We start from the raw sequence: 21,284 nt of genomic DNA, 5'->3' as shown, positions 1-21,284 counted from the left end.
GATTTAAATTTGAGTTATCAAGATAATTTAAAACAGAAAGAAAATAATATTACTAGGATAGCTGAAATCATAAAATTTTTAAGAGAAAATTTTGATGGCTTGGACAAATATGATAGTAAATATAGCCAGTTAATAGTTCTTTTAAATAAAGAAAAGAGGTTGTATAGTAATTTGGATAAAAGTGATCCTGATGTTTTTTATAATGAATTAAGAGAAATAAAACGTCAAATAAGTTTTAAAATTTTAGAAATTAAATATGAGCTATTAGATACATTCGAAAAGAAAAAATTTAAATTTACTATAATGACAAAATTATGCGGGCAATATTTAGACAAATTATTAATTGAAAAATTTATAGATAATATAAAAAATAAAATATGTAAAAAACTTGACGAAATCTCAGTTAAGAAAATAAATGAAAATTCCAATGAAATTAAAAAATTATTGGATGAATTTTTTATTTGTACAAACGATGGTTCTCCACATAAAGAAATTTTAAATTTAATAGATAGTGAAGACAATAGCGACACAAAACAAGAGGGATTCAAAAAAAATATATCAAAAATAAAGAAACAAATAACTGAAATCTCTAAAGAAAAAGATTTTAAAACTAAAGCAAATTTTAATGAGCACTATATTAAAGATATTAACAAGAAGACAAAAGAGATATCAAAACTTGCCAATGAATATTTTAAATATTATTTAACAAATTCTTTTGAAGAAAGAAGTGCAAAAGACTATTTTAATGCTCTTTTAAAATTTCATCCATTGATACTATCTGGTATTAGCTTGGTTGGCATGATCTATTATTTTGCATATTTTGGATTTGAGTTGAAATATTTTCCTGATTTAGGTGGAGCAGATGTAGCATATGTTGGTGTATCATTATTTTTTATGTTAGCCACTATTTCTCTTTTTTTTATTTTGCCTTGTTTATGTTATCCAGGCTATCATAAGAAAGATGCAGGATGGACAATTTTTTTTGGGCTTTCTTTGCTTCCTCTTTTTACATTAATTTGTATGGCGGCATTAAATACTATTACTATAATTAGACCACTTAATGAATTGTTTTGGTATTCTTTAGGTATCGACTTTTTGCTTGCTTATTGTTATTTGCATAGATAAATTTGTAACTTTCTTTCGGCTTTCTTTGCTTCTTTTCTTTACATCAGTTTATATAATGGCATTAAATACTATTACTATAATTAGACCACTTTATGAATTGTTTGGGTGTTTTTTTATTATTTTGTTGTTTGTTTTTATAGATAAATATATTTTACGTAAAGTTTCTATAGTAATAATTAGAACTATCGTAGTAGTGCTTATAGTTATTATATGTATTAAATTCAGTCTATTACTTTTTCTTTCAATAGCTGGACTTTATCTTGTGATACTTATATACTTTAAAGGTTTTAAAGATTTTTACAACAATAATGACTTCCTTCAGTTTGTAATTGCTTTCATAATTGTAGTATTTGCAATTCTTTCTTGGTTTGTAACAAATGAATTCGCAAATAAGCTTGGTATAGCAAATGTAGAATATAAATATTTATCTATTGAAAAAAGTGCATTGGGTGCTTTACCAAAAGAGATTTGCGATATTACTAATATAAATTTGGCTGAAGAAAATCTAACTATTTCGTATGCTGATAATAAATTAGCTATAAAAGATGAGAATAATAATTCAGCATTATGCGGCAATGTTTTCCCTGAATATATAAAATTTAGTTGCGAAGATAATGAATGCAAAAATATAAAAGAAGCTACAAATATAAAATATCAGAATAAAAACCTAAGCTATGCGATAGTAGATAAGAATACATTAAAAGAAAATAATTTTACTATTGGAACTACTGTTAAGGTAACCCCAAAAGAAAATATAACTTATATAGAAAAACAAAATGATGTCATTTTACTTCATAACATAAAAGCCACCTCAACTCTTGGTAAGTTTTATTATTTGGAAACAATTGGTTATAAAAATGAGAACAATGAGGAAACAAAATTTGAGCTAGACTCAAGCAAGATCATCTCAAGAGCTAAGGAATAAAATATTAAATTTATCACTTAAGGTGGGTATTAAAAACTAAGCCAAATACTAAAAATGGTATGTTTTTATAAGTAAAAGTCTTAAGTGATTTTTATCTTTTACTAAATTTTTATACCGATGCAAGGCTAAATTTATTAAAAGTTAGCTATCCTAACACATCAATTTAAAACCAAACTTATTTAAGGCGATTAGTTATGATCTTTAAAAATATTATCGAGAATTTTGCCGTAAATTACGCTCATAATTCTATTCAAAGATCACTATATAATGAATTTAATATAGACATTTTAACCACAACCTACACCAAAACTCCAAAAAAAGACAAAAAGTATATGCTCTACGCACATGTGCCATTTTGTCACACATTCTGTCCATATTGCTCGTTTCATAAGTACCACTACGAGCAAGAGCTTGCAAAAGTTTATTTTGAAAATTTACGTGAGGAGATGAGGCAGGTTAAAGAGGCTGGATTTGACTTTGATTCACTTTATGTTGGTGGTGGCACAACGCTTATAAATGAACCTGAGCTTGAGAAAACGCTTAAGCTTGCAAAAGAGCTTTTTAGTATAGATGAAATTTCAGCAGAAAGCGATCCAAATCACATCTCCCCCGAGAGTTTAGCTAGATTTGATGGATTAATTGATCGCTTAAGCGTTGGCGTACAAAGCTTTGATGATGAAACGTTAAAGAGAGTTGGCAGATATGAAAAATTTGGCTCAGCCAAGGAGATAAAAAGAAAGCTTGAGCTCGCTCTTGGCAAGATCCCAGTCATTAGCCTCGATCTCATCTTTAACCTGCCAAATCAAACAAAAGAGCAGCTCATAAACGACATAAATACTGCAAAATCGATCTCTCCGCAACAAATCACCTTCTATCCACTTATGAAATCAGAGCTAACAAGAGAGAATATAGCTCGCTCGCTTGGTGTTTCAAACGTAGATAACGAGCGTGAATTTTATGAGATAATCACTGAAGAATTTAGCAAAAGTAACTACAAACAAAGCAACGCTTGGGCATTTTCAAATGAAAAAAATGCTGACCTTCGTGACGAATATGTTGGCTCAAATTTAGAGTATCTTGGCGTTGGTAGCGGAGCATTTAGCTTTCTTAATGGCGAGCTTGTAATAAACGCGTTTAATCTACTTGAATACGGCAAAAGGATAAAAAATAGGCAAAGCCCAGTCATCGCAAAATGTGGTTTTAGCAAGAAAGAGAGACTTAAATACACGTTTTTAACAAGGCTTTTTGATGGCGGAGTTGATATTAAAAGATATAACAATGAAAATAACACAAACATCAACAAAGCCTTATTTATGGAGCTTAGCTTGCTTAAGCTTGTAAATGCAATATATGAAGAAAATGGTATTATCAAGCCGACATTTTTTGGCAAATATATTTGCATCGTGCTTATGCGTGATTTTTATGCTGGCATGGACAAAGTGCGTGCGATATTTAAAGATGACGCTAAGATAAAACGAAGCAAGGTGCTTCGCATAATGAGCGAAAATACTGAACAAAAGTATGAGCCAAATATCATTCAGCCACGAGCTGCGATATAATGCTTGCAAATTTAATCAAAAAAAACATATATCAAATTTCTAAAATAGTGTTATTAACACTCCTATTTAGCGGACTTGGTGTCTGGACTCTTTCGTTTATAAACAATGAGCTTGTAAGCTTAAAAGAATTTGATCCGATTCTTGCGATTAAATTTATAGCAGTCTTACTTTTATTTTTTATAAGCGCCATCGCCGCAAATATATCGCTTACAAATTTTGGGCATAAATTTATCTATGAGCTAAGATATCAAAGTGTAAAGCAAATTTTAGATACACCAAATAGCGTGATAAATGAGATCGGCAAGGCAAAGATTATAGCTAGCCTAAACAATGACATAAAAACGATCACATTTGCTTTTATGAGTGCTACTGGCTTTATACAAAGCTTAGTTTTTATCGTCTGTGCTAGCATCTATCTTTGTGTAATCGCTCCAAAAATTTTTATCTTTTTATCCATTTGGATCGGTGCGACTCTTTTTATAAATACGCTTTTTATGAAAAAAATTCATCTTTATTTTAGGCATTCTAGAGTTCAAGATGATGCATTGCAAAAGCACTACGACGATATCGTAGAGGGGCATAGAGAGCTTAGTTTAAACAGGGCAAGGGCAAGTGCCTGCTTTGATGAGTTAAATTTTACAGGCGATAAAAAACGCCAAAATATGGTAAAAGCCGATATTTATCACGCATTAAGCGATAATTTTACAAACATTATACTACTTGGCTCAGTAGGACTTTGTGTATTTTTGTGCGTGGCATTTGACTGGGCGAGCCTGCAAACAGCACTAAGCATCAGCCTAACGATACTATTTTTAAGAGGCTCGTTTATGAGTATGGTTGGTTCCATACCGGCCGCACTTAGCGCAAAAGTGAGTTTAGAAAAGATCATGAGTTTAAATCTAAATAAATTTAAGGAAGGCTTTAAATTTGATGATAGCCTAAGTGACGAGTGGCGAAGCATTAGACTAAAGGATATAAATTTCAACTATACTCACGGCAAATTTAGCCTAAAAGATGTAAATTTAGAGATCAAACGCGGTGAGATAACGTTTATCATCGGTAAAAATGGTAGTGGCAAAAGCACTCTTATAAATTTACTTTGTGGCCTCATTCGCCCAAGTGGTGGCGAAATTTACCTTGATAGCACAAAGATAGATGAAAGAAATTTACAAAGCTATCAGGCAAAGATTAGCGCTATTTTTGCTGATTTTTATCTATTTTCACAAACGCTCTCTCATAATGGCTTTGCTAGCCAGAACGAAATAGACGAGCTTTTAGCCTTGCTTGAGATCGACAAAAAAGTAAGTGTCATAGATAATAAGCTTAGCACCACGCAACTCTCAACTGGCCAGCGAAAGCGTCTAAGTCTTTTAATAGCCATCTTAGAGCACCGCTCTATCCTTATCCTAGATGAATGGGCGGCCGACCAAGATCCGCTATTTAAGCGAAAATTTTATAAAGAAATTTTGCCATTTTTACAAAGTAAAGGCATCAGCATAATCGCTGTTAGCCACGATGATAGCTATTTTGATGTAGCAACTAGGATCATCTTGGTAAAAGATGGCTTTGTGCGTGAGCTAGATGAGAGCGAGCGAATAAGTGCTGCAAAGGATGCAGTCGAGAAGATAAAATAGGAGTAATTTTTACACAAAAGCACAATACTCACCCTGCTCTTAAGCCGTTTCAAGCTCAAATAAATTTAAATTTAGTAGAATCTTAAAAATTAAAAAAGGCAAAGTATGTCACATTCAGAGCTTGAAAGTACCTATTTTGGTGCATTTATCATACTTTTACTAGCGACTTGTTCATTTTGTTTAATAACATTCTTATCTTCAAAAATAAGTAAAAAATTAGCCAACCGCAATACCCAGCGTCTAAAACTTGGCTTTTATGAGTGTGGTCCAACCACCGTAAAACAGCCAAATAAGATAAATATCCACTACTTTTTTTATGGAATTTTATTTATTTTGTTTGATGTTGAAGTCATTTTTATGTATCCGTGGGCGGTGGATTTTAGGCTACTTGGAATTTTTGGACTAATCGAAATGTTGCTTTTTGTGGCGATTTTACTTATCGGCTTTGCTTATGCTTGGCAAAAAGGAGTCTTTAAATGGCAAAGCATCAGATAAACTACGCTGCAAATGGTGGCTTGCCAGTCGTTTTAACAACCGTTGATAAGCTCGTGCAGTGGGGTAGGAGCAACTCGCTTTGGGCACTTAGCTACGGGCTTGCTTGCTGTGCGATAGAGATGATGGCAAGTGGAGCTAGTAGGTATGATTTTGATAGATTTGGTACTATATTTCGCGCCAGTCCAAGACACTCAGAGGTGATGATAATAGCTGGCACGCTAACTAAAAAACACGCCGAGTTTACAAGGCGTCTTTATGATCAGATGCCTGAGCCAAAATGGGTCATCTCAATGGGTAGCTGTGCAAACACTGGCGGCATGTTTAACACCTATTCAACCGTTCAAGGTGTCGATAGAATAATACCAGTTGATATCTACATCCCAGGCTGTGCTCCTCGCCCAGAAACGCTTCAATACGCGCTCATGATGCTTCAAAAAAAGATAAGAAAACAAAGTGCATTTAGAGCGCAAAAGCCAAGAAAGCTTGAGATATGAGAGAGTATAAGCCAAATAATGATCTGCAAAAAAAGCAGTATTACAAAGAGAAATTTTACATAGAAAAGCAGACGCCAAAAGATGAGGTAAGAGGTTCTAAATTTGATGAGGAGCTAGCCATCTTAGAGCAAAACGGAGTAGAAATTTTATCTAGCTATGTGGAGTTTGACCAACTTGTTCTCTACGTAAATTCTAGTGAAAATTTTAAAGCTCTTGAAGTATTAAAATCTTTTGGTTACGAACAGCTTAGTGAGCTCGCAGCGCTTGATTTCATAAATCAAAAAGATGGATATGAGGTCTTTTATCAGCTTCTTAGTATCAGTAAAAATAGACGCGTCCGTGTAAAATGCTTTGTAAAAAATGATGAAATGCTAAAAAGCGTTTGTGAGCTTTACAAAAGCGCAAACTGGGCTGAGCGCGAGATGTATGATCTAAGCGGTGTTTTGATCAAAGATCATCCAAATTTAAAGCGTCTCATCATGCCTGATGACTGGCACTCACACCCGCTCTTAAAGAGCTATCCGCTAACTGGCGACGAGGCAGCCAAATGGTACGAGGTGGATAAAATTTTTGGGCGTGAGTTTAGAGAGCAAATTGGCAAAGAGAACCGCGATCCAGCTTATATTGAAGAGAAAGATACCTTTGGATTTTCAAGGGCATTTAGCGAAGAGTATGAGTATCAAGAAGATGGCGGCGTAAAATTTGTCAAAAAGGCTAAATTTAGCCAGAGCCAGATAGTAAAGGAAAGACCTTGAGCCAGGCACCAAACCGCTTAAAACCATTTTTTGAAAATTTAGAATTTGAGCAAAATGACGGCAAGATGATACTAAATTTTGGCCCACAACACCCAAGCGCACATGGTCAGTTAAAGCTTGTGCTTGAGCTTGATGGCGAAAAGGTCGTAAGGGCCTTACCAGAGGTTGGCTTCATGCACCGAGGCGTTGAAAAAATGGCTGAAAATATGACCTATCAGGAATTTATCCCAGTGACTGACAGGGTCGATTACATAGCATCGAGTGCCAATAACTACGCGTTTTGTGCGGCCGTAGAGAAGCTTTGTGGTATCGAAGTGCCTCGCCGTGCGCAGATTATTAGAGTGATGCTTTTAGAGCTAAATCGCATCAGCTCGCACCTTTTATTTTTAGCTACACACGCACTTGACGTGGGGGCAATGAGCGTCTTTTTATACGCATTTAGAGAGCGCGAATACGTCCTTGATCTTATAGAAAAATACTGCGGCGCAAGGCTAACTCATAGCTCCATAAGGATCGGTGGCGTGCCGCTTGACCTACCTAATGGCTGGTGCGAGGAGCTGCTTAAATTTTGTGAGAAATTTCCAAGCGACATCACGCTTTACGAAGATCTGCTAAGCGAAAATAGAATTTGGCAAGCAAGGCTTGTAGATGTGGGCGTAATTAGCAAAGAGTTAGCCCTTAGTAGCGGCTGCTCTGGTGTCATGCTAAGAGCAAGCGGTGTGGCGCGTGATATAAGAAAAGAAGAGCCATATCTCATCTATGATGAGCTAGAATTTGACGTGCCTTACGCCACCAAAGGCGATTGCTACGCAAGGTATCTGCTTTACATGAAAGAGATGCGTGAGTGCGTGAAAATTTTAAAGCAGTGCGTTAGCAAGTATCAAACAAGCAGCCCCGCTATCATCGCCGATGCGCCAGATTACGTGAGCGCTTCAAAAGAGCAGATAATGAGCCAAAACTACTCACTAATGCAGCATTTTGTGCTAATAACTCAGGGGCTAAAACCACCAAAGGGTGAAATTTACTTTGCTAGCGAGTCGCCAAAGGGTGAGCTTGGAATTTATATAAACTCAGACGGCAGCGCAAGCCCGTACCGCCTAAAAATTCGCACGCCAAGCTTTTGGCACTGCGCTATTTACGAAGATTTATTAGTAGGTCAGTACATCGCTGACGTCGCTACGATAATTGGTAGCACAAATATCATCTTAGGCGAGGTCGATAGATGAGAAGGGTCGATCTTAGACACTTAAAAAGTGAGTTTTTGAGCGCTCTTGGACAGCAGATAAAGGCTAGCGAGGCTGGCGAAGTGATTATATTTTTATTTGAGATAGGCGATTTTAGCGGCGTGGCAAAGGCTGTAAATTTAGCCTATAATCTAAACTGCGAAGTGATGAACTCGCTTAAATTTAACCAAGTTGATTGGGTATTAACCATAAAAAAGGGCAAGATATGAAATTTAATGATTTAATAGCAGGCAAAAGCTTAAGCATCGCAAATTTACTAAGCTTGAGCGACAAAAATTTAGCAAAAAAGATAAAAGAGCACGAGTTTAAATACATCTCTTGCATCGAAGATAGCGAGCTTGGCGGCGAAAATTTAATCCGCTGCGAAATAGGCTCAATAAGCTACGTCTTGGCTCTTCTTTGCAAATACGCAAATTTATCTTGCGATGAGTTTTTTAGTGAGCTTGATGATGGGCTGATAAGTGGCGAGTGCAATGTTGGTGAAGAGGAATTTGAAGAGCTTGGCGAGTGGATAAAGGACGTTAAAAACATCGTTATTGATGATTCATTTTTTACTCATCCAGATAAAGATGCGATCTTTTGGCTACTTGAAATTTTAGGCAAAAATGTCGTTTTAGCTGGTGGTTGCAAGAAAGAATTTAATGATTATCACAAAATAGACGAGCTAAAAGAGCTTGAAAATTTTGACGGAGCAGTCGTTTATCTAAACAAAAATGCAAGCGATGAGATCGTAGGTGGCGTGCAATTTGGTATCGTAGCAAAGGCAAAAGATGGCGATATACTAGAGCTTAAAGCAAAAGATTTTAGCGTGAAGGCAAAATTTAAACTAGACCATTCGTTAAAAGGCACAGTTGCGATATTTGGCGCAAAAGAGTTTGATGGATACGCATTTAAACAAGTAGTAGTTAGTAAATGAAAATAAGCATAAATGATCAAATTTTAGAAGCAGATGAGGGCGAGAGCATCCTAAATATCGCAAGAGCAAATGGAATTTATATCCCAGCTCTTTGCTATCTTAGCGGCTGCTCACCAACTCTTGCTTGTAGGCTTTGCATGGTCGAGGCAAATGGCAAAGTAGTTTATAGCTGTAATGCCAAAGCAAAAGAGGATATGCAAATTTATACAAACACGCCAGAAATCGCTGCCGAGCGAAATGCGATCATGCAGACTTACTGCGTAAATCATCCGATTCAATGTGGCGTTTGTGACAAAAGCGGCGAATGTGAACTACAAAATTTAACCACGCATCTAAAGGTAAATGAGCAAAAATTCGCCATCGCCGATACGCACAAACCGCATAAAAAATGGGGGCTAATCAACTACGATCCAGCTCTTTGCATAGTCTGCGAAAGATGTGTCACTGTTTGTAAGGATAGGATCGGTGAGAGTGCGCTAAAGACCGTACCAAGAGGCGTTGAGGTGCCAAAAGAGCTAAAAGAGAGTATGCCAAAAGATGCCTACGCAGTTTTTAGCAAGATGCAAAAAAGCTTAATAGGCCCAAGCGTGGGCGAGAGTCTTGACTGCTCATTTTGTGGCGAGTGTATCAGCGTTTGTCCTACTGGAGCACTTATTAGTTCGCATTTTCAATATAGCACAAATATCTGGGAACTAAACCCTATCCCAGCAGCAAATCCACACCAAAGTGATTGCGAGCTAATTTACTATGACGTAAAAGAAAAGAGTACTAGCGACAGAAGTAAGCAAATTTACCGCGTCAGCAATGATTTTACATTTGGCGAAATAAGTGGAGCAGCTAGGTTTGGTTATGACTTTCACAACGAGCTTGCCTGTAAAAATGAAGAGAAATTTGAAGAGATTGTTTTAAATATTAAAAATGGCGAGATCAAAAATATAAAATTTAATAGCTTTATCACGAACGAAGAGGCGCTTATTTTAGAGCGTTTAAGAGAGAAATTTGATCTAAATTTAATAAACAATGAAGCGCTAAACTATCAAAAATTTTTAAATAAATTTAGCGAATTTAGTGGGCTTAGCTCATATAACGCAGACTATGCAGATATTAAAAATAGCGATTTTATCATCACTGCTGGCAGTTTCTTAAGACACGAAAGCCCAGTGACAAGCTTTAAGTTAAATAATGCTTTAAAAATGAATAAAGCAGCTGGAATTTACTTTCATCACATAGCCGATGAGATCGTTAAAAAATATTCTAAAAATTTTATCTGCGTAACGCATGAAGCTGGAAAATTAGAGCAAATTTTACTTTTTATACTTAAAAACTGGGGTGAAAATTTACCTATCGCGCTTACATCAAAACTTGAAAATTTTGATGAAAATTTTGGTTTAGATATACCAGCTTTAAGCGAGGGTAAAAGCAAATTTACGCTCATTTTAGGAAGCGATTTTTACACAGATGAAAATGCGAATTTACTAGCCGCACTTACTGGAGTGATCGCAAGAGCTACGCCGTTTCGTGTGATGCTAATACCACCACGCACAAACTCACTTGGCGTTGCTAAAATTTGCACTCTTACAAGCGAGAAAAAGCTTGGCAAGACGCTTGGCTATAACAAAAATGGTGATTATAAATTTAGCATTTTTGAAGGTGACATTGATGCTAGCGCGCTAAATCAGCAAGAAGGCACATTTACAAGCATAAATAACGCCCTAGTGCCAACAAATGTAGCGATACCGCACAAAGGTTATTTTCTAAACGATATTGCAAATGCACTTGGACTAATGGCTAAAAATACGATTGATTACACGCCAAATTTACCAAAAGAAAAGGGTTATAGAGGCATTAAATTTGATGATTTAGAAAATTTTTACGCAAACGACGGAACAAGTCACAGAGGCTACAAGCTTGAAATTTCAAATTTTACACCAAATGATGATATAGAGCCACTTTTAAAAGATAGCAAGAGTATAAATTTAAAAGACGACGAAGCACTTATAAGTCTTGCAAATCCTATAAATTTGCCATCGTTTTTTGCAAACTATGCCACACAAACAGCTAAAAGAGCGAAGCTTTATGTAAGTAGCGAGTTTATGGCTAAATTTGAAATTTCACAAAATGAAGCAATTATTTTAGAAAAAGATGAGCATAAGCTTGCCATTTGCGTGGAGCTTGATAGCGAGCTTGGCGGAGTCGCTGCGTATTTAGGCGATTATGACGATAAGCTTGATGTGGGGGTTATATTTAATGGCAAAAGCTACGCCGCAGTTAAAATCATAAAGGCAAAAGATGAGTGAAACACTATTTTTTGTGCTAAGCACTATCATTAAAGCCGTGATCATCTTAGCCGTCATGGCAAGCCTTGCAGGGCTTGCAACTTATGCTGAGAGAAAGGTACTAGCCTACATGCAGCGCCGCGTGGGACCTGATATGGTAGGACCTGCTGGGATTTTACAGATAGTAGCTGACATGATAAAACTCTTTACAAAAGAGGATATCGTGCCAGCAAATACGAATAAATTTATCTTTTTAATAGCTCCACTAATATCAGCCATTGCCGCGTTTGCAGCGCTTGCACCTGTGCCATTTTTACCTGAGTTTGAAATTTTTGGATATACATTACGTCCGATTCTCTCAGATATAAATGTTGGTATTTTATACATCGCTGGTGTTGCTTCAGTTTGCGTCTTCTCTCCACTTGCAGCAGGTCTTGCAAGCTATAATAAATTTGCACTAATTAGCGCGGCTCGCGCAGTAGTCTCACTTCTTAGTTTCGAAATAGTCGCTGGCATGGCTCTTTTAAGCGTCGTAATGGTAACTAGCTCACTCTCACTTGTGGATATAAACAACTATCAAAAAGGAATTTTTGGCTGGCTTATATTTAAGCAGCCACTTGCCTTTTTGCTATTTTTAATAGCAAGCTTTGTGGAGTGCAATAGAACGCCATTTTGCTTAACAGAAAACGAAACAGAGATAGTGGCAGGCTATGGCACCGAGTATAGCGGCATGAGATGGGCAATGTTTTTCATCGGCGAATACACAAATATGATCGCTGCTAGCATCATCATTACGATTTTATTTTTAGGTGGATTTAACGAATTTTTATTTATCCCAGGTGCTTTAATGATCATCTTAAAATCAAGCATTGTCTTTTTCTTTTTTCTTTGGGTAAGGGCTTCATGGGCACATTTAAGAGTTGATCAGTTAAGTGCATTTTGCTGGAAAATTTTGCTTCCACTTGGAATTTTAAATATCGTAATCACTGGCTTTATGCTACTAATCTAAGGCGAAAAATGAATGAGAAAAAATATATTTTAATAGATGAAAAGTTAAAGCCAAAGAGCACGTTTGATAAATTTAAGCACTTCATCGCTATCACATTTAAGCCTGATCTTTTGATCGGACTAAAAGTCACGATAAAGCAGATGCTCTTTAGCAAGTCGCACACTTTAAAATACCCTATGCAAAAGATGCAGCTAAATGCTAGATATAGGGGTATTCACAAGCTTTTGAAATTTGTTGAAAGTGAAAATGAACGTTGCATTGGGTGTGGGCTATGTGAGAAAATTTGCGTTAGCAATTGCATTTCGATGAAGACTTCACTTGGCGAAGATGGCCGCAAAAAGGTCGCAAGCTACTCGATAAATTTAAGTAGATGCGTGTATTGTGGATTTTGTGCTGATGTTTGTCCTGAGCTTGCAATAGTTTGTGGACAAGAGTACGAAGTCGCAAGTGAGAGCAGGATTATATTTGGCACAAAAGATGAGTTTTTGACAAAGGATAAATTTTTAAAAGATCAAAGCGAGTTTGAAGGATACGGAGCGCTTCCTAAAAATTCTGACAGCTTAATCAAAAAGACGCCAAATGCATTTATAAGCGAAAATGAAGATGAGACAAAAAGTGATGAGTAGTATAAATTTTAAAAGGGCAAAAGATGTATGAGAGCTTTGCATTTTATCTTTTTAGTGCCTTTGTTTTAGTTAGCTTTTCTTTTAGTGTATTTTGTAAAAATGCACTAAATGCAGTCTCTGCGCTAGCTGCTGGCATGGTATTTATCTCGGCTATATTTTTCTTACTTGGAGCGGAATTTTTAGGCGTAGTACAGATCATCGTATACACAGGCGCTGTGGTCGTTTTATATGCATTTGCAATGATGTTTTTTGATAGCAGTAAAGAATGTGAGCCAAAAAGTAGCAAAAAAGCAAAGATCACCATCTATCTTTTAAGTAGCTTTATAGCGCTTCTTTTGATATTTATATTTTTAGTACCTATTTATGGTGTAAAATTTGATGGATTAAGTCCCATTGCTAGCGAGCTTGGCAATATCGAGGCTATTGGAATTTTGCTTTTTAGCAAGTATTTAATCGCTTTTGAGATGTGTGCTGTAATGCTTCTTGTGGCAATGGTTGCTGGCATTATCTTGATACACAAAGACCTAAATACTCAAAATACGCTAGAGGAGATGCTATGATAGGACTTACTCACTATCTCATCCTTGCAAGTCTAGTCTTTGTCATAGGGCTAATTGGCATAATGCGAAGAAGAAATTTGATCATGCTATTTTTCTCAAGTGAAATTTTACTAAACTCGGCAAATATCGCACTCGCAGCTATCTCAAAATACCACTTTGATCTAACCGGGCAAATAGTTGCATTTTTTATAGTTGCCATCGCGGCTAGTGAAGTCGCCGTGGGGTTAGGGCTACTAGTGCTTTGGTATAAAAAGACTGGCAGTATCAGCCTAGAGTCGATGACAAATATGAAAGGCTAAGGGATGACTTTATTTTGCATTTCACTATTTTTCCCTCTTCTTAGCTTTATCATTTCCGGACTTTTTTCACATAGCAGTAAAAATTTTTTACTTGGTATCTTTTGCTCACTTTTAATAATAATCAGCACAACTGCCTCACTCATGCTAACAGCTAGCCTTGGCATAGATGAACCGCTAAATTTATCACTAAAAGAGTTTATAAATTTTGGCGGTCTGGATTTAAATTTTGGCTTCTATCTTGACGCCATTAGCCTTGTTATGCTTAGCACCGTTGGTATCGTGGCAAGCATCGTGCATATCTACTCGGTTGGCTACATGAGAGATGATGCAAGTTTTAACCGCTTTTTTAGTTATTTGGGGCTCTTTGTCTTTTGCATGAACATCCTTGTATCAAGCGATAACTTTATAGGGCTATTTATCGGCTGGGAGGGTGTTGGACTTTGCTCTTGGCTACTCATTGGCTTTTGGTATAAAAGGCCTAGTGCAAACGTCGCTGCAAACGAGGCCTTTATAATGAATAGGGTTGCTGATCTTGCTATGCTTGTTGGTATCTTTTATATATTTTATAGCTTTGGCTCACTTAAATTTAGCGAGGTTTTTAACGCTAGAAGCGACTTTTCTGGGCTAAATTTAGGCATTATTGCCACACTTCTTTTCATAGGCGCCATGGGCAAAAGTGCGCAGTTTCCGTTTCACACTTGGCTTGCAAACGCCATGGAAGGACCAACACCAGTTTCTGCGCTCATCCACGCAGCGACCATGGTAACAGCTGGCGTCTATCTAGTCATACGTGCAAATTTTATCTTTATAAACGCGCCTGAAGTCTCGCATTTTATCGCCTGCCTTGGCACATTTGTAGCGGTTTTTGCGGCTAGCATCGCGCTTGTGCATAACGACCTTAAAAAAATAGTCGCCTACTCGACGCTTTCGCAGCTTGGTTATATGTTCGTAGCTGCTGGACTTGGCGCTTATAAGATCGCACTTTTTCACCTTGTCACACATGCATTTTTCAAATCACTTCTATTTTTATGCGCTGGCAACGTCATGCACGCGATGCATGATGAGCTAAATATCAAAAAAATGGGCGGACTTTATAAATTTATGAAGCCAACTGCACTCCTTTCTATCATCGCAAGCTGTGCGCTAGCTGGATTTTATCCATTTGCTGGCTTTTTCTCTAAAGATAAAATTTTAGAGGTTGCCTTTAGTGAAAATAAATTTTTATGGATCATTTTACTCTTTGGCGCTGTACTTACGGCATTTTATAGCTTTAGGCTTGTTATGCTCGTCTTTTTTACAAAGCCAAAGAGCGAGAAACACGTGCATGAAGCTAAAAACTATATGCTAGCTGGCATGGGCGTACTTGGAATTCTCTCAGTCATAAGTGGCTTTTTTTGGAGCAACTTTAGTGAGTTTTTAGAAAAAAGTTTAAAAGATTTTCCACTAAATTTATCTCACAGTAGTGAAATTTTCTTGCTCGTTTTAACACTTAGCCTAGTGCTAGCAAGTGCTGGCTTTGCTATATTTGCCTATAAAAGAGAAATTTTTAAAGAGAGTGTTTGTGAGAGCAGAATTTATAAAATTTTGCAAAATGCCTACTTTATCCCAAAATTTTACGAGAAATTTTTCATAAATGGCTATACGTTAATTTCACAAATTTGTAAGAAATTTGACGAGATGATAATCGATCGTAGTGTCGATCTAGTCGCAACAGCGCTAAATAAATTTGCATTTTTAGCAAACAAAATGCAAAGTGGCGACTTAAGCATCATGCTTAGATTTATGGTTGCAGGATTTGCCTTGCTTTTAAGCTTTATATTTTTATTAAACGGAGCCAAATAATGCTAAGTGTAATCATATTTTTCCCTGCAATAAGTGCAATACTTGGCTTTTTGATAGAAAATAAAAGCATCAAATTTTATGGAGCAAGCATCGCTCTTATCGAGCTTTTGCTTGCCATTTTTATCTGCGTAAATGTTGATTTTCAGGGTTATGACTTTGTTTTAACGCATCAAGTCTCGCTCATACCAAGCCTAAATATCAGCTATTTTGTCGGCATCGACACTATTTCGCTTGTGCTTATAGTCCTTAGCGCATTTATAAGCTTCATCTCTATCGCCGCACTTAGCGATGATGGAAATTTAAAGCACCTTGTTATTAGCGTGCTATTTTTAGAGAGCACGATGATGGGCGTCTTTAGCGCGCTTGATATGATCTTGTTTTATAGCTTTTGGGAGCTTAGCCTCATACCGCTACTTTATATCATCGGCGCATTTGGTAGTAAAAATAGAATTTACGCTGCGATTAAATTTTTCATCTATACATTTTTAGGCTCTGTCTTTATGCTAGTAGCGATCATCTTTATCGGCTATTTATGCTATCAAAAAAGCGGCGTCTTTAGCTTTAGCTTGCTTGACTGGTATAAGCTTGGTATCGGGCAAAGCGCTCAAATTTGGCTATTTTTAGCGTTTTTCTTTGCCTTTGGTGTGAAAACTCCGCTATTTCCATTTCACACGTGGCTACCTTACGCGCACGGACAGGCTCCGACTATCGGCTCGGTGCTACTTGCTAGCGTGCTTTTAAAGATGGGCACTTACGGCTTTGTGAGATTTTCACTCCCACTTTTTCCAGATGCGAGCCTGCTTTTAAGTGGCTTTGTCTGCATCATAGCCATCATCATGATCATCTACGCAGCCCTTGTTGCCTACGCACAAAGCGATATGAAACAAGTGATCGCTTATAGCTCCATTTCACACATGGGCGTCATCATGCTTGGCATCTTTTCTTTAAATTTAATAGGCCTTGGCGGCTCAATATTTTTAATGATAAGCCACGGCATCGTAAGTGGAGCGCTATTTTTATTAGTTGGCGTCATCTACGAGAGGGCTCACACAAAAGAAATTTGCGAATTTGGCGGGCTTACTAAGGTGATGCCAAAGTATGCGCTTATATTTTTTATAGCAACGCTTGCAAGTATCGGCCTGCCACTAACCATTGGCTTTGTGGGTGAGTTTTTGAGCCTGCTTGGCGTCTTTAAGCTAAACAAGCTCTTTGCGCTACTTGGCGGCTTTAGCATCATCGTGGGCGCTGTTTATATGCTGGTGCTTTATAAAAGGGTATTTTTTGGCGAGTGCAAGGAGAAAAATTTAAGCCTTAAGGATCTAAATTTTAAAGAGTTGGCCGCTCTTGTGCCGCTTTGCTTGCTTATAATCGCCCTTGGTATCGCCCCAAATTTAATCCTAAAACCGCTTGAACCAAGCGTGCAAAATATCATAAGCAAAATGCAAACTAGAGCCGTAAATAGCGACACAAAGGATAAAATTTTATCTTTAAATGGTGGGAGCAAACTATGAACGAAATAGCCTTTTTAGACCTTAAAGAAATTTCTTTATCTTCAGTTGCTCCGATGCTTAGTATGATAATCTTTGCGCTTTTTATCTTAATCGTTGGCACTATAAAAAAAGACCTTTCGAGAAATTTCTACTGCGTATTTTGTATCATCGCAATATTTGTAAATTTGGGTCTAATACTTGATTTTAACGGTCTTAGCCTTAGCTTTTGGGATATGCTTTTAGTCGATGGCGTTTCGGTCATCTCTCAAGTCATCATCCTAATCGCCTCAGCCCTTTTTATCCCACTCGCACTTAGCACAAAAGAGTATTTTGAGTACAAAATTTATGAGTATTACGCGCTATTTTTGTTTATGATCGCTGGATTTTTATTTATGGTGAGCTCAAATAACCTACTCATCATCTTTTTAGGCCTTGAGATCAGCTCGCTTTGCCTCTACACCCTAATCGCCCTTCATAATAAGGCAAAAAGCGTAGAAGCTGCCATTAAATACTTTGCTATGGGCTCGCTCTCGGCTGGCTTTTTTGCGATGGCGATAGCGATGTTTTATCTAGCGACAAACTCAATAGACATCGCTCGTATCGGCATTGTGATAAAAGATCTTAGCCTAAATCAAAATTTGATCATTTTGCTTGGCTGCGTTTTCATCGCCTCAGCCATTGGTTTTAAGCTCTCACTCATACCATTTCACACATGGATCCCAGACGTTTATGAAGGTTCAAATGCCCCACTAGCAGGCTATATGTCGATCGTGCCAAAGGTGGCAGCTTTTATCGTTGCGTTAAGAATTTTCGCGATGCTTGAGAGCTCACAAATCTCATGGATAAAAGATATGCTCTACATCATCGCCGTGCTTACGATGAGCCTTGCAAACATCATGGCGCTAGTGCAAAAAGACGTAAAAAGGATGCTTGCTTTTAGCTCCATAGCTCACGCTGGTGTCGTGCTTTGTGCACTTGTGGCAAATTCTCACGAGGCAAATGTCGCCTTATTTTTTTATTGGATTATGTTTTTGTTTGCAAATTTGGGCGCATTTTCTATGCTCTGGGTCGCAAGGTGCGACGATGTGGTCTGCTGGGATAAGCGCTTTAAGCATCCATTTGAGAAATTTTCAGGGCTTATAAAAATTTTACCAAGCTATGCCGTGATAATGGGAATTTTTATGATCGCCCTTGCTGGCATTCCGCCTTTTAGCGTCTTTTGGGGCAAAATGATACTTGTTTCATCGCTTATCAAGTCTGGTTATATCGTACTTAGCGTTATAATCATGATAAATTCTGCCATTGCGATTTATTACTATTTAAAGCTAATCGTCTTTATGTTTTTAAAAGAGCCAATCGTAAAAGATAAAAATCTCTACACCGCAAATATCTCGATGGCATTAAAAGTAATTGTTGGCATTGCGGTAGCTGGAACGGCCTTTTCGTTTTTATTTTCTGGAGCGATTTTGGAATTTATTGAGCATTTTGTCTTTGCTTCAGGATTTTAGAAAATTTAACTATAATTGCGGCATGAAAAAGCTCTTAATTATTTTATTTTTTCCGCTTTATCTAACCGCTTTTAATCTTAGCCTAAATAGCGGCGCAAATGGTGATAAACCTTATAGCGTTCTTCAGCTAAGTGATGAGCAAGAATTTGAATGCGTGGAGCAAATTTTAGCTTACGACACCAAACGCTATGTCTGCATGCTTGATGATGAAATTTTGCCAAAAATTGAAGATACGACACTGCCATTAATGGATATAAAATATAAAAAGCAAGATGGCAAGCTTTTTATCGTCATAATGCCAAAAGCACCGTCAAAACTGCTAAATATAAAAACTGAGCTTTATAGTAGCCAAAACGTACAAGATAGCCCAAAAACAACCATTTCAAAACACTTTAGCATAATCATAGATACTTCACTCAGTGAAAATAATAAGAGAAAGTCTGGGCTAAATTTTAAACCTGATTTTAAAGATATGCTAAATCCTAGTATCGGAGCGCTTGATCTTAACAAAGCTCCTATTGCTGGGCTTGATAGTAATGACATTGATATCTATATAAGCATAAAACGAGCTTATGAAAAGGGCGCTTATGAAAATGTAGTAAAAGATACTCAAACAGCGATAAAAAGGCATCCAAATAGCCTTTTTTCAAGTGAATTTTTACTATTTCGTCTAAGGGCTCTTGATAAAATTTTTGAGACAAAAAATGAGTTTGAAGAGATTGAGCCAAAAGATATCGTAAGCGAAGGTAGGGCTTGGATCAGAAAATTTCCATCTGATGAAAACTATCCAGAAGTGCTATATCTAATCGCTAGAGCCTACCTAAAAGATAGCATCGCAAGTGATGCAAAATATATGCTTGATATCTTAAACGAAGAGCATGCAAACTCAAAATTTACGAAACTTGCAGCGCTTGATTACGCTGATTATCTCTACAAAATAGGCAGACAAAAGGAGGCGCTAAAAGACTATGAAAAAGTGCTTTACTCCACAAACGACATCGACCTTGCAAGTAGAGCAGCACTAAGCCTAGCTGATGCAAATATCGATAAAGAAAAATTTGATGAAGCAAAGAAATTTATACTAAAAATCGCAAATGCGAATGAAAAATTTTTTATGAATAACCCAACAAAGTCAATGAATCTTGCAACCACATTTGCAAGTAAAGATATGCCTGATGTGGCTGCTAAAATTTATGAAATTTTGATAAATAATAGCGATAGGACGAAAGATTTTTATGAAGTTGCTTTAAAAAATTTAGCACTCAATCTAGCCAAAACAAAAGATGAGAAAAAAGCATACGAATACTTAAATAGATATGAGACAGAGTTTAAATATGGTGATTATATCGATGAAGTCACCAAGGCAAAAGATGGATTATTTTTTGAAGAAAAGGATAAAAATGCTACTGCACTTCATGCTAGATACAAAGAGCTAATTGAAAAATATGCCGGGACAAATATTAGCCAAAAGGCTCTAATAAGCGAGCTTGAGCTGGATATTAAAGAGCGTAAATTCTCCGATGCACTATCTTACAAAACCATGGCAAAAGATGGAAATTTAAGTAAGGCAATGGAGCTGATAAATGAGGCTGCGCTAGAGCTTACAAAAGAGTATTTTATAAAAGATGATTGTACAGCTGTTATAAATTTACTTGAAAACTACGATATAAACAAAATCTCATTACCACAATTTAAGCTCTTTAATTGCTATTACAGAACGGCTCGCTATAACGATGCGCTTGAGCTCGCAAAAGCTCATGCAAAAGATGAAAATTTAGAAGATAGGGTCGAGTGGCTGGTAAATTTGAGCAAAATTTTATATAAAAATAAAGACTACGAGCATGCGATCATTGCCGCAAATGACGCACTTTCACTTGGCTCATCAGTCGAATACTCAGATCCAACACCATCTCTTTTTGATAGGTTTTACTCATTGCTTGCATTAAAACGCTTTACGGAGGCGATCTCAACCATTAGCGCGATTGAGCAGCTAAGAGGCCAAGACTTTAAGATTATCGAAGCATATACAGCCATAAGTGACTATGCGATGAAAAGTAATGACTACGCCATCGCTACAACGTATGCCAAAAAAGCTCTTGAACTACAAATAAAAGCTAGGATAAATACATTTTCGCCAAAGATAAATTTTAACTACTCAGAAGCTTTACTAAAGACAGATAACCTAGGTGAGGCGCTTGATGAGGCGAAATTTATACTAAACATGAAGCTTGAGCCAGAAGACCGCTTACACGCTTTAAATTTGATAAGCGAAATTTATATAAGACAAAAGCAGTTTAAGTTAGCTAGGACTTATTTAAATGAGTGCTCTGACTCAAATTTTGTAAGCCCGTATAAAGATGCTTGCAAAGCTAAGCTTGATATGATAGGCAAAAACTAAATACAAAGAAATAGCTTGTTTGCTAGTTTTATATTTGAGCTTAAATTTTAACCTTTATTTTTGCTATTTAAGTTGAGCTTTCTTTATAATTGCGTCTTTAATATTTTTACATTGCCATCAAATGCTCTT

At 36.8% G+C, this 21,284-nt stretch carries 19 protein-coding genes; all 19 read left to right on the top strand.

The window, feature by feature from the left end:
* The first annotated feature begins 9 nt into the window (after positions 1 to 9).
* The 19 genes from CVT13_RS02785 (at position 10) to CVT13_RS02695 (ending at position 21,155) form a co-directional block, all read left to right on the top strand.
* Positions 10 to 1,125 carry a hypothetical protein gene (locus CVT13_RS02785; RefSeq protein WP_107811528.1) on the top strand — a complete coding sequence of 372 codons (1,116 nt, stop codon included), beginning with the start codon at positions 10 to 12 and terminating at the stop codon, positions 1,123 to 1,125.
* Between the two features lie 55 nt (positions 1,126 to 1,180).
* Positions 1,181 to 2,050 (top strand): hypothetical protein, encoded by an 870-nt coding sequence (locus CVT13_RS02780; RefSeq protein WP_159071098.1) that lies wholly within the window; start codon positions 1,181 to 1,183, stop codon positions 2,048 to 2,050.
* Positions 2,051 to 2,244: 194 nt separating this feature from the next.
* On the top strand, positions 2,245 to 3,609 hold the full coding sequence (locus tag CVT13_RS02775; protein ID WP_107811526.1) for a coproporphyrinogen III oxidase family protein: 1,365 nt from the start codon (positions 2,245 to 2,247) through the stop codon (positions 3,607 to 3,609).
* Positions 3,609 to 5,243, top strand: coding sequence for a cyclic peptide export ABC transporter (locus tag CVT13_RS02770; RefSeq protein ID WP_107811525.1), 1,635 nt, complete (start codon positions 3,609 to 3,611; stop codon positions 5,241 to 5,243). Before CVT13_RS02775 ends, CVT13_RS02770 begins: the two co-directional genes overlap by 1 nt.
* 105 nt (positions 5,244 to 5,348) lie before the next feature.
* Entirely contained in the window at positions 5,349 to 5,738 is a 390-nt protein-coding gene (locus CVT13_RS02765; RefSeq protein ID WP_021090439.1) for an NAD(P)H-quinone oxidoreductase subunit 3, read from the top strand.
* The gene (locus tag CVT13_RS02760) at positions 5,720 to 6,232 is read left to right on the top strand and encodes a NuoB/complex I 20 kDa subunit family protein (protein ID WP_012001120.1); all 513 of its coding nucleotides are present in this window, start codon (positions 5,720 to 5,722) and stop codon (positions 6,230 to 6,232) included. Before CVT13_RS02765 ends, CVT13_RS02760 begins: the two co-directional genes overlap by 19 nt.
* On the top strand, positions 6,229 to 6,987 hold the full coding sequence (locus tag CVT13_RS02755; protein WP_107811524.1) for an NADH-quinone oxidoreductase subunit C: 759 nt from the start codon (positions 6,229 to 6,231) through the stop codon (positions 6,985 to 6,987). The genes CVT13_RS02760 and CVT13_RS02755 overlap by 4 nt, the downstream gene beginning before the upstream one ends.
* On the top strand, positions 6,984 to 8,213 hold the full coding sequence (gene nuoD / locus CVT13_RS02750) for an NADH dehydrogenase (quinone) subunit D (protein WP_107811523.1): 1,230 nt from the start codon (positions 6,984 to 6,986) through the stop codon (positions 8,211 to 8,213). Before CVT13_RS02755 ends, nuoD begins: the two co-directional genes overlap by 4 nt.
* Positions 8,210 to 8,440 carry an NADH-ubiquinone oxidoreductase subunit E family protein gene (locus CVT13_RS02745; RefSeq protein WP_087577200.1) on the top strand — a complete coding sequence of 77 codons (231 nt, stop codon included), beginning with the start codon at positions 8,210 to 8,212 and terminating at the stop codon, positions 8,438 to 8,440. The genes nuoD and CVT13_RS02745 overlap by 4 nt, the downstream gene beginning before the upstream one ends.
* Complete coding sequence (locus CVT13_RS02740) at positions 8,437 to 9,147, top strand: hypothetical protein (protein WP_107811522.1); 711 nt, start codon at positions 8,437 to 8,439, stop codon at positions 9,145 to 9,147. The genes CVT13_RS02745 and CVT13_RS02740 overlap by 4 nt, the downstream gene beginning before the upstream one ends.
* On the top strand, positions 9,144 to 11,444 hold the full coding sequence (locus tag CVT13_RS02735) for an NADH-quinone oxidoreductase subunit G (protein WP_107811521.1): 2,301 nt from the start codon (positions 9,144 to 9,146) through the stop codon (positions 11,442 to 11,444). Before CVT13_RS02740 ends, CVT13_RS02735 begins: the two co-directional genes overlap by 4 nt.
* Positions 11,437 to 12,432, top strand: coding sequence for an NADH-quinone oxidoreductase subunit NuoH (gene nuoH / locus CVT13_RS02730; RefSeq protein WP_107811520.1), 996 nt, complete (start codon positions 11,437 to 11,439; stop codon positions 12,430 to 12,432). Before CVT13_RS02735 ends, nuoH begins: the two co-directional genes overlap by 8 nt.
* An 8-nt stretch (positions 12,433 to 12,440) precedes the next feature.
* Positions 12,441 to 13,058, top strand: a complete 618-nt coding sequence (gene nuoI / locus CVT13_RS02725) for an NADH-quinone oxidoreductase subunit NuoI (protein WP_107811519.1) — start codon at positions 12,441 to 12,443, stop codon at positions 13,056 to 13,058.
* Between the two features lie 23 nt (positions 13,059 to 13,081).
* On the top strand, positions 13,082 to 13,618 hold the full coding sequence (locus CVT13_RS02720; RefSeq protein WP_107811518.1) for an NADH-quinone oxidoreductase subunit J: 537 nt from the start codon (positions 13,082 to 13,084) through the stop codon (positions 13,616 to 13,618).
* Entirely contained in the window at positions 13,615 to 13,917 is a 303-nt protein-coding gene (gene nuoK, locus CVT13_RS02715) for an NADH-quinone oxidoreductase subunit NuoK (RefSeq protein ID WP_103577233.1), read from the top strand. The genes CVT13_RS02720 and nuoK overlap by 4 nt, the downstream gene beginning before the upstream one ends.
* 3 nt (positions 13,918 to 13,920) lie before the next feature.
* Entirely contained in the window at positions 13,921 to 15,759 is a 1,839-nt protein-coding gene (nuoL, locus tag CVT13_RS02710) for an NADH-quinone oxidoreductase subunit L (protein WP_107709404.1), read from the top strand.
* Positions 15,759 to 17,270, top strand: a complete 1,512-nt coding sequence (locus tag CVT13_RS02705; RefSeq protein WP_107811517.1) for an NADH-quinone oxidoreductase subunit M — start codon at positions 15,759 to 15,761, stop codon at positions 17,268 to 17,270. Before nuoL ends, CVT13_RS02705 begins: the two co-directional genes overlap by 1 nt.
* Positions 17,267 to 18,757, top strand: coding sequence for an NADH-quinone oxidoreductase subunit NuoN (gene nuoN / locus CVT13_RS02700; protein WP_107811516.1), 1,491 nt, complete (start codon positions 17,267 to 17,269; stop codon positions 18,755 to 18,757). Before CVT13_RS02705 ends, nuoN begins: the two co-directional genes overlap by 4 nt.
* Positions 18,758 to 18,779: 22 nt before the next feature.
* Positions 18,780 to 21,155 (top strand): tetratricopeptide repeat protein, encoded by a 2,376-nt coding sequence (locus tag CVT13_RS02695; RefSeq protein ID WP_107811677.1) that lies wholly within the window; start codon positions 18,780 to 18,782, stop codon positions 21,153 to 21,155.
* Positions 21,156 to 21,284 lie beyond the last annotated feature (129 nt).

Origin of the sequence: Campylobacter concisus (assembly GCF_003049085.1) — a bacterium.
GTDB classification, from domain to species: Bacteria; Campylobacterota; Campylobacteria; order Campylobacterales; family Campylobacteraceae; genus Campylobacter_A; species Campylobacter_A concisus_H.
The sequence above is the reverse complement of the archived record's forward strand: the minus strand, read 5'-3'. Positions and strand labels throughout refer to the sequence as shown.

What these genes read in the sequence shown, in the direction of transcription:
- CVT13_RS02770 (WP_107811525.1), top strand. Translation starts at nt 3,609, where the DNA reads ATGCTTGCAAATTTAATCAAAAAAAACATATATCAAATTTCTAAAATA.
- CVT13_RS02775 (WP_107811526.1), top strand. Translation starts at nt 2,245, where the DNA reads ATGATCTTTAAAAATATTATCGAGAATTTTGCCGTAAATTACGCTCAT.
- CVT13_RS02705 (WP_107811517.1), top strand. Translation starts at nt 15,759, where the DNA reads ATGCTAAGTGTAATCATATTTTTCCCTGCAATAAGTGCAATACTTGGC.
- nuoK (WP_103577233.1), top strand. Translation starts at nt 13,615, where the DNA reads ATGATAGGACTTACTCACTATCTCATCCTTGCAAGTCTAGTCTTTGTC.
- CVT13_RS02760 (WP_012001120.1), top strand. Translation starts at nt 5,720, where the DNA reads ATGGCAAAGCATCAGATAAACTACGCTGCAAATGGTGGCTTGCCAGTC.
- nuoN (WP_107811516.1), top strand. Translation starts at nt 17,267, where the DNA reads ATGAACGAAATAGCCTTTTTAGACCTTAAAGAAATTTCTTTATCTTCA.
- CVT13_RS02740 (WP_107811522.1), top strand. Translation starts at nt 8,437, where the DNA reads ATGAAATTTAATGATTTAATAGCAGGCAAAAGCTTAAGCATCGCAAAT.
- nuoL (WP_107709404.1), top strand. Translation starts at nt 13,921, where the DNA reads ATGACTTTATTTTGCATTTCACTATTTTTCCCTCTTCTTAGCTTTATC.
- CVT13_RS02755 (WP_107811524.1), top strand. Translation starts at nt 6,229, where the DNA reads ATGAGAGAGTATAAGCCAAATAATGATCTGCAAAAAAAGCAGTATTAC.
- nuoH (WP_107811520.1), top strand. Translation starts at nt 11,437, where the DNA reads ATGAGTGAAACACTATTTTTTGTGCTAAGCACTATCATTAAAGCCGTG.
- CVT13_RS02695 (WP_107811677.1), top strand. Translation starts at nt 18,780, where the DNA reads ATGAAAAAGCTCTTAATTATTTTATTTTTTCCGCTTTATCTAACCGCT.
- nuoI (WP_107811519.1), top strand. Translation starts at nt 12,441, where the DNA reads ATGAATGAGAAAAAATATATTTTAATAGATGAAAAGTTAAAGCCAAAG.
- CVT13_RS02735 (WP_107811521.1), top strand. Translation starts at nt 9,144, where the DNA reads ATGAAAATAAGCATAAATGATCAAATTTTAGAAGCAGATGAGGGCGAG.
- CVT13_RS02765 (WP_021090439.1), top strand. Translation starts at nt 5,349, where the DNA reads ATGTCACATTCAGAGCTTGAAAGTACCTATTTTGGTGCATTTATCATA.
- CVT13_RS02720 (WP_107811518.1), top strand. Translation starts at nt 13,082, where the DNA reads ATGTATGAGAGCTTTGCATTTTATCTTTTTAGTGCCTTTGTTTTAGTT.
- CVT13_RS02745 (WP_087577200.1), top strand. Translation starts at nt 8,210, where the DNA reads ATGAGAAGGGTCGATCTTAGACACTTAAAAAGTGAGTTTTTGAGCGCT.
- CVT13_RS02780 (WP_159071098.1), top strand. Translation starts at nt 1,181, where the DNA reads ATGGCATTAAATACTATTACTATAATTAGACCACTTTATGAATTGTTT.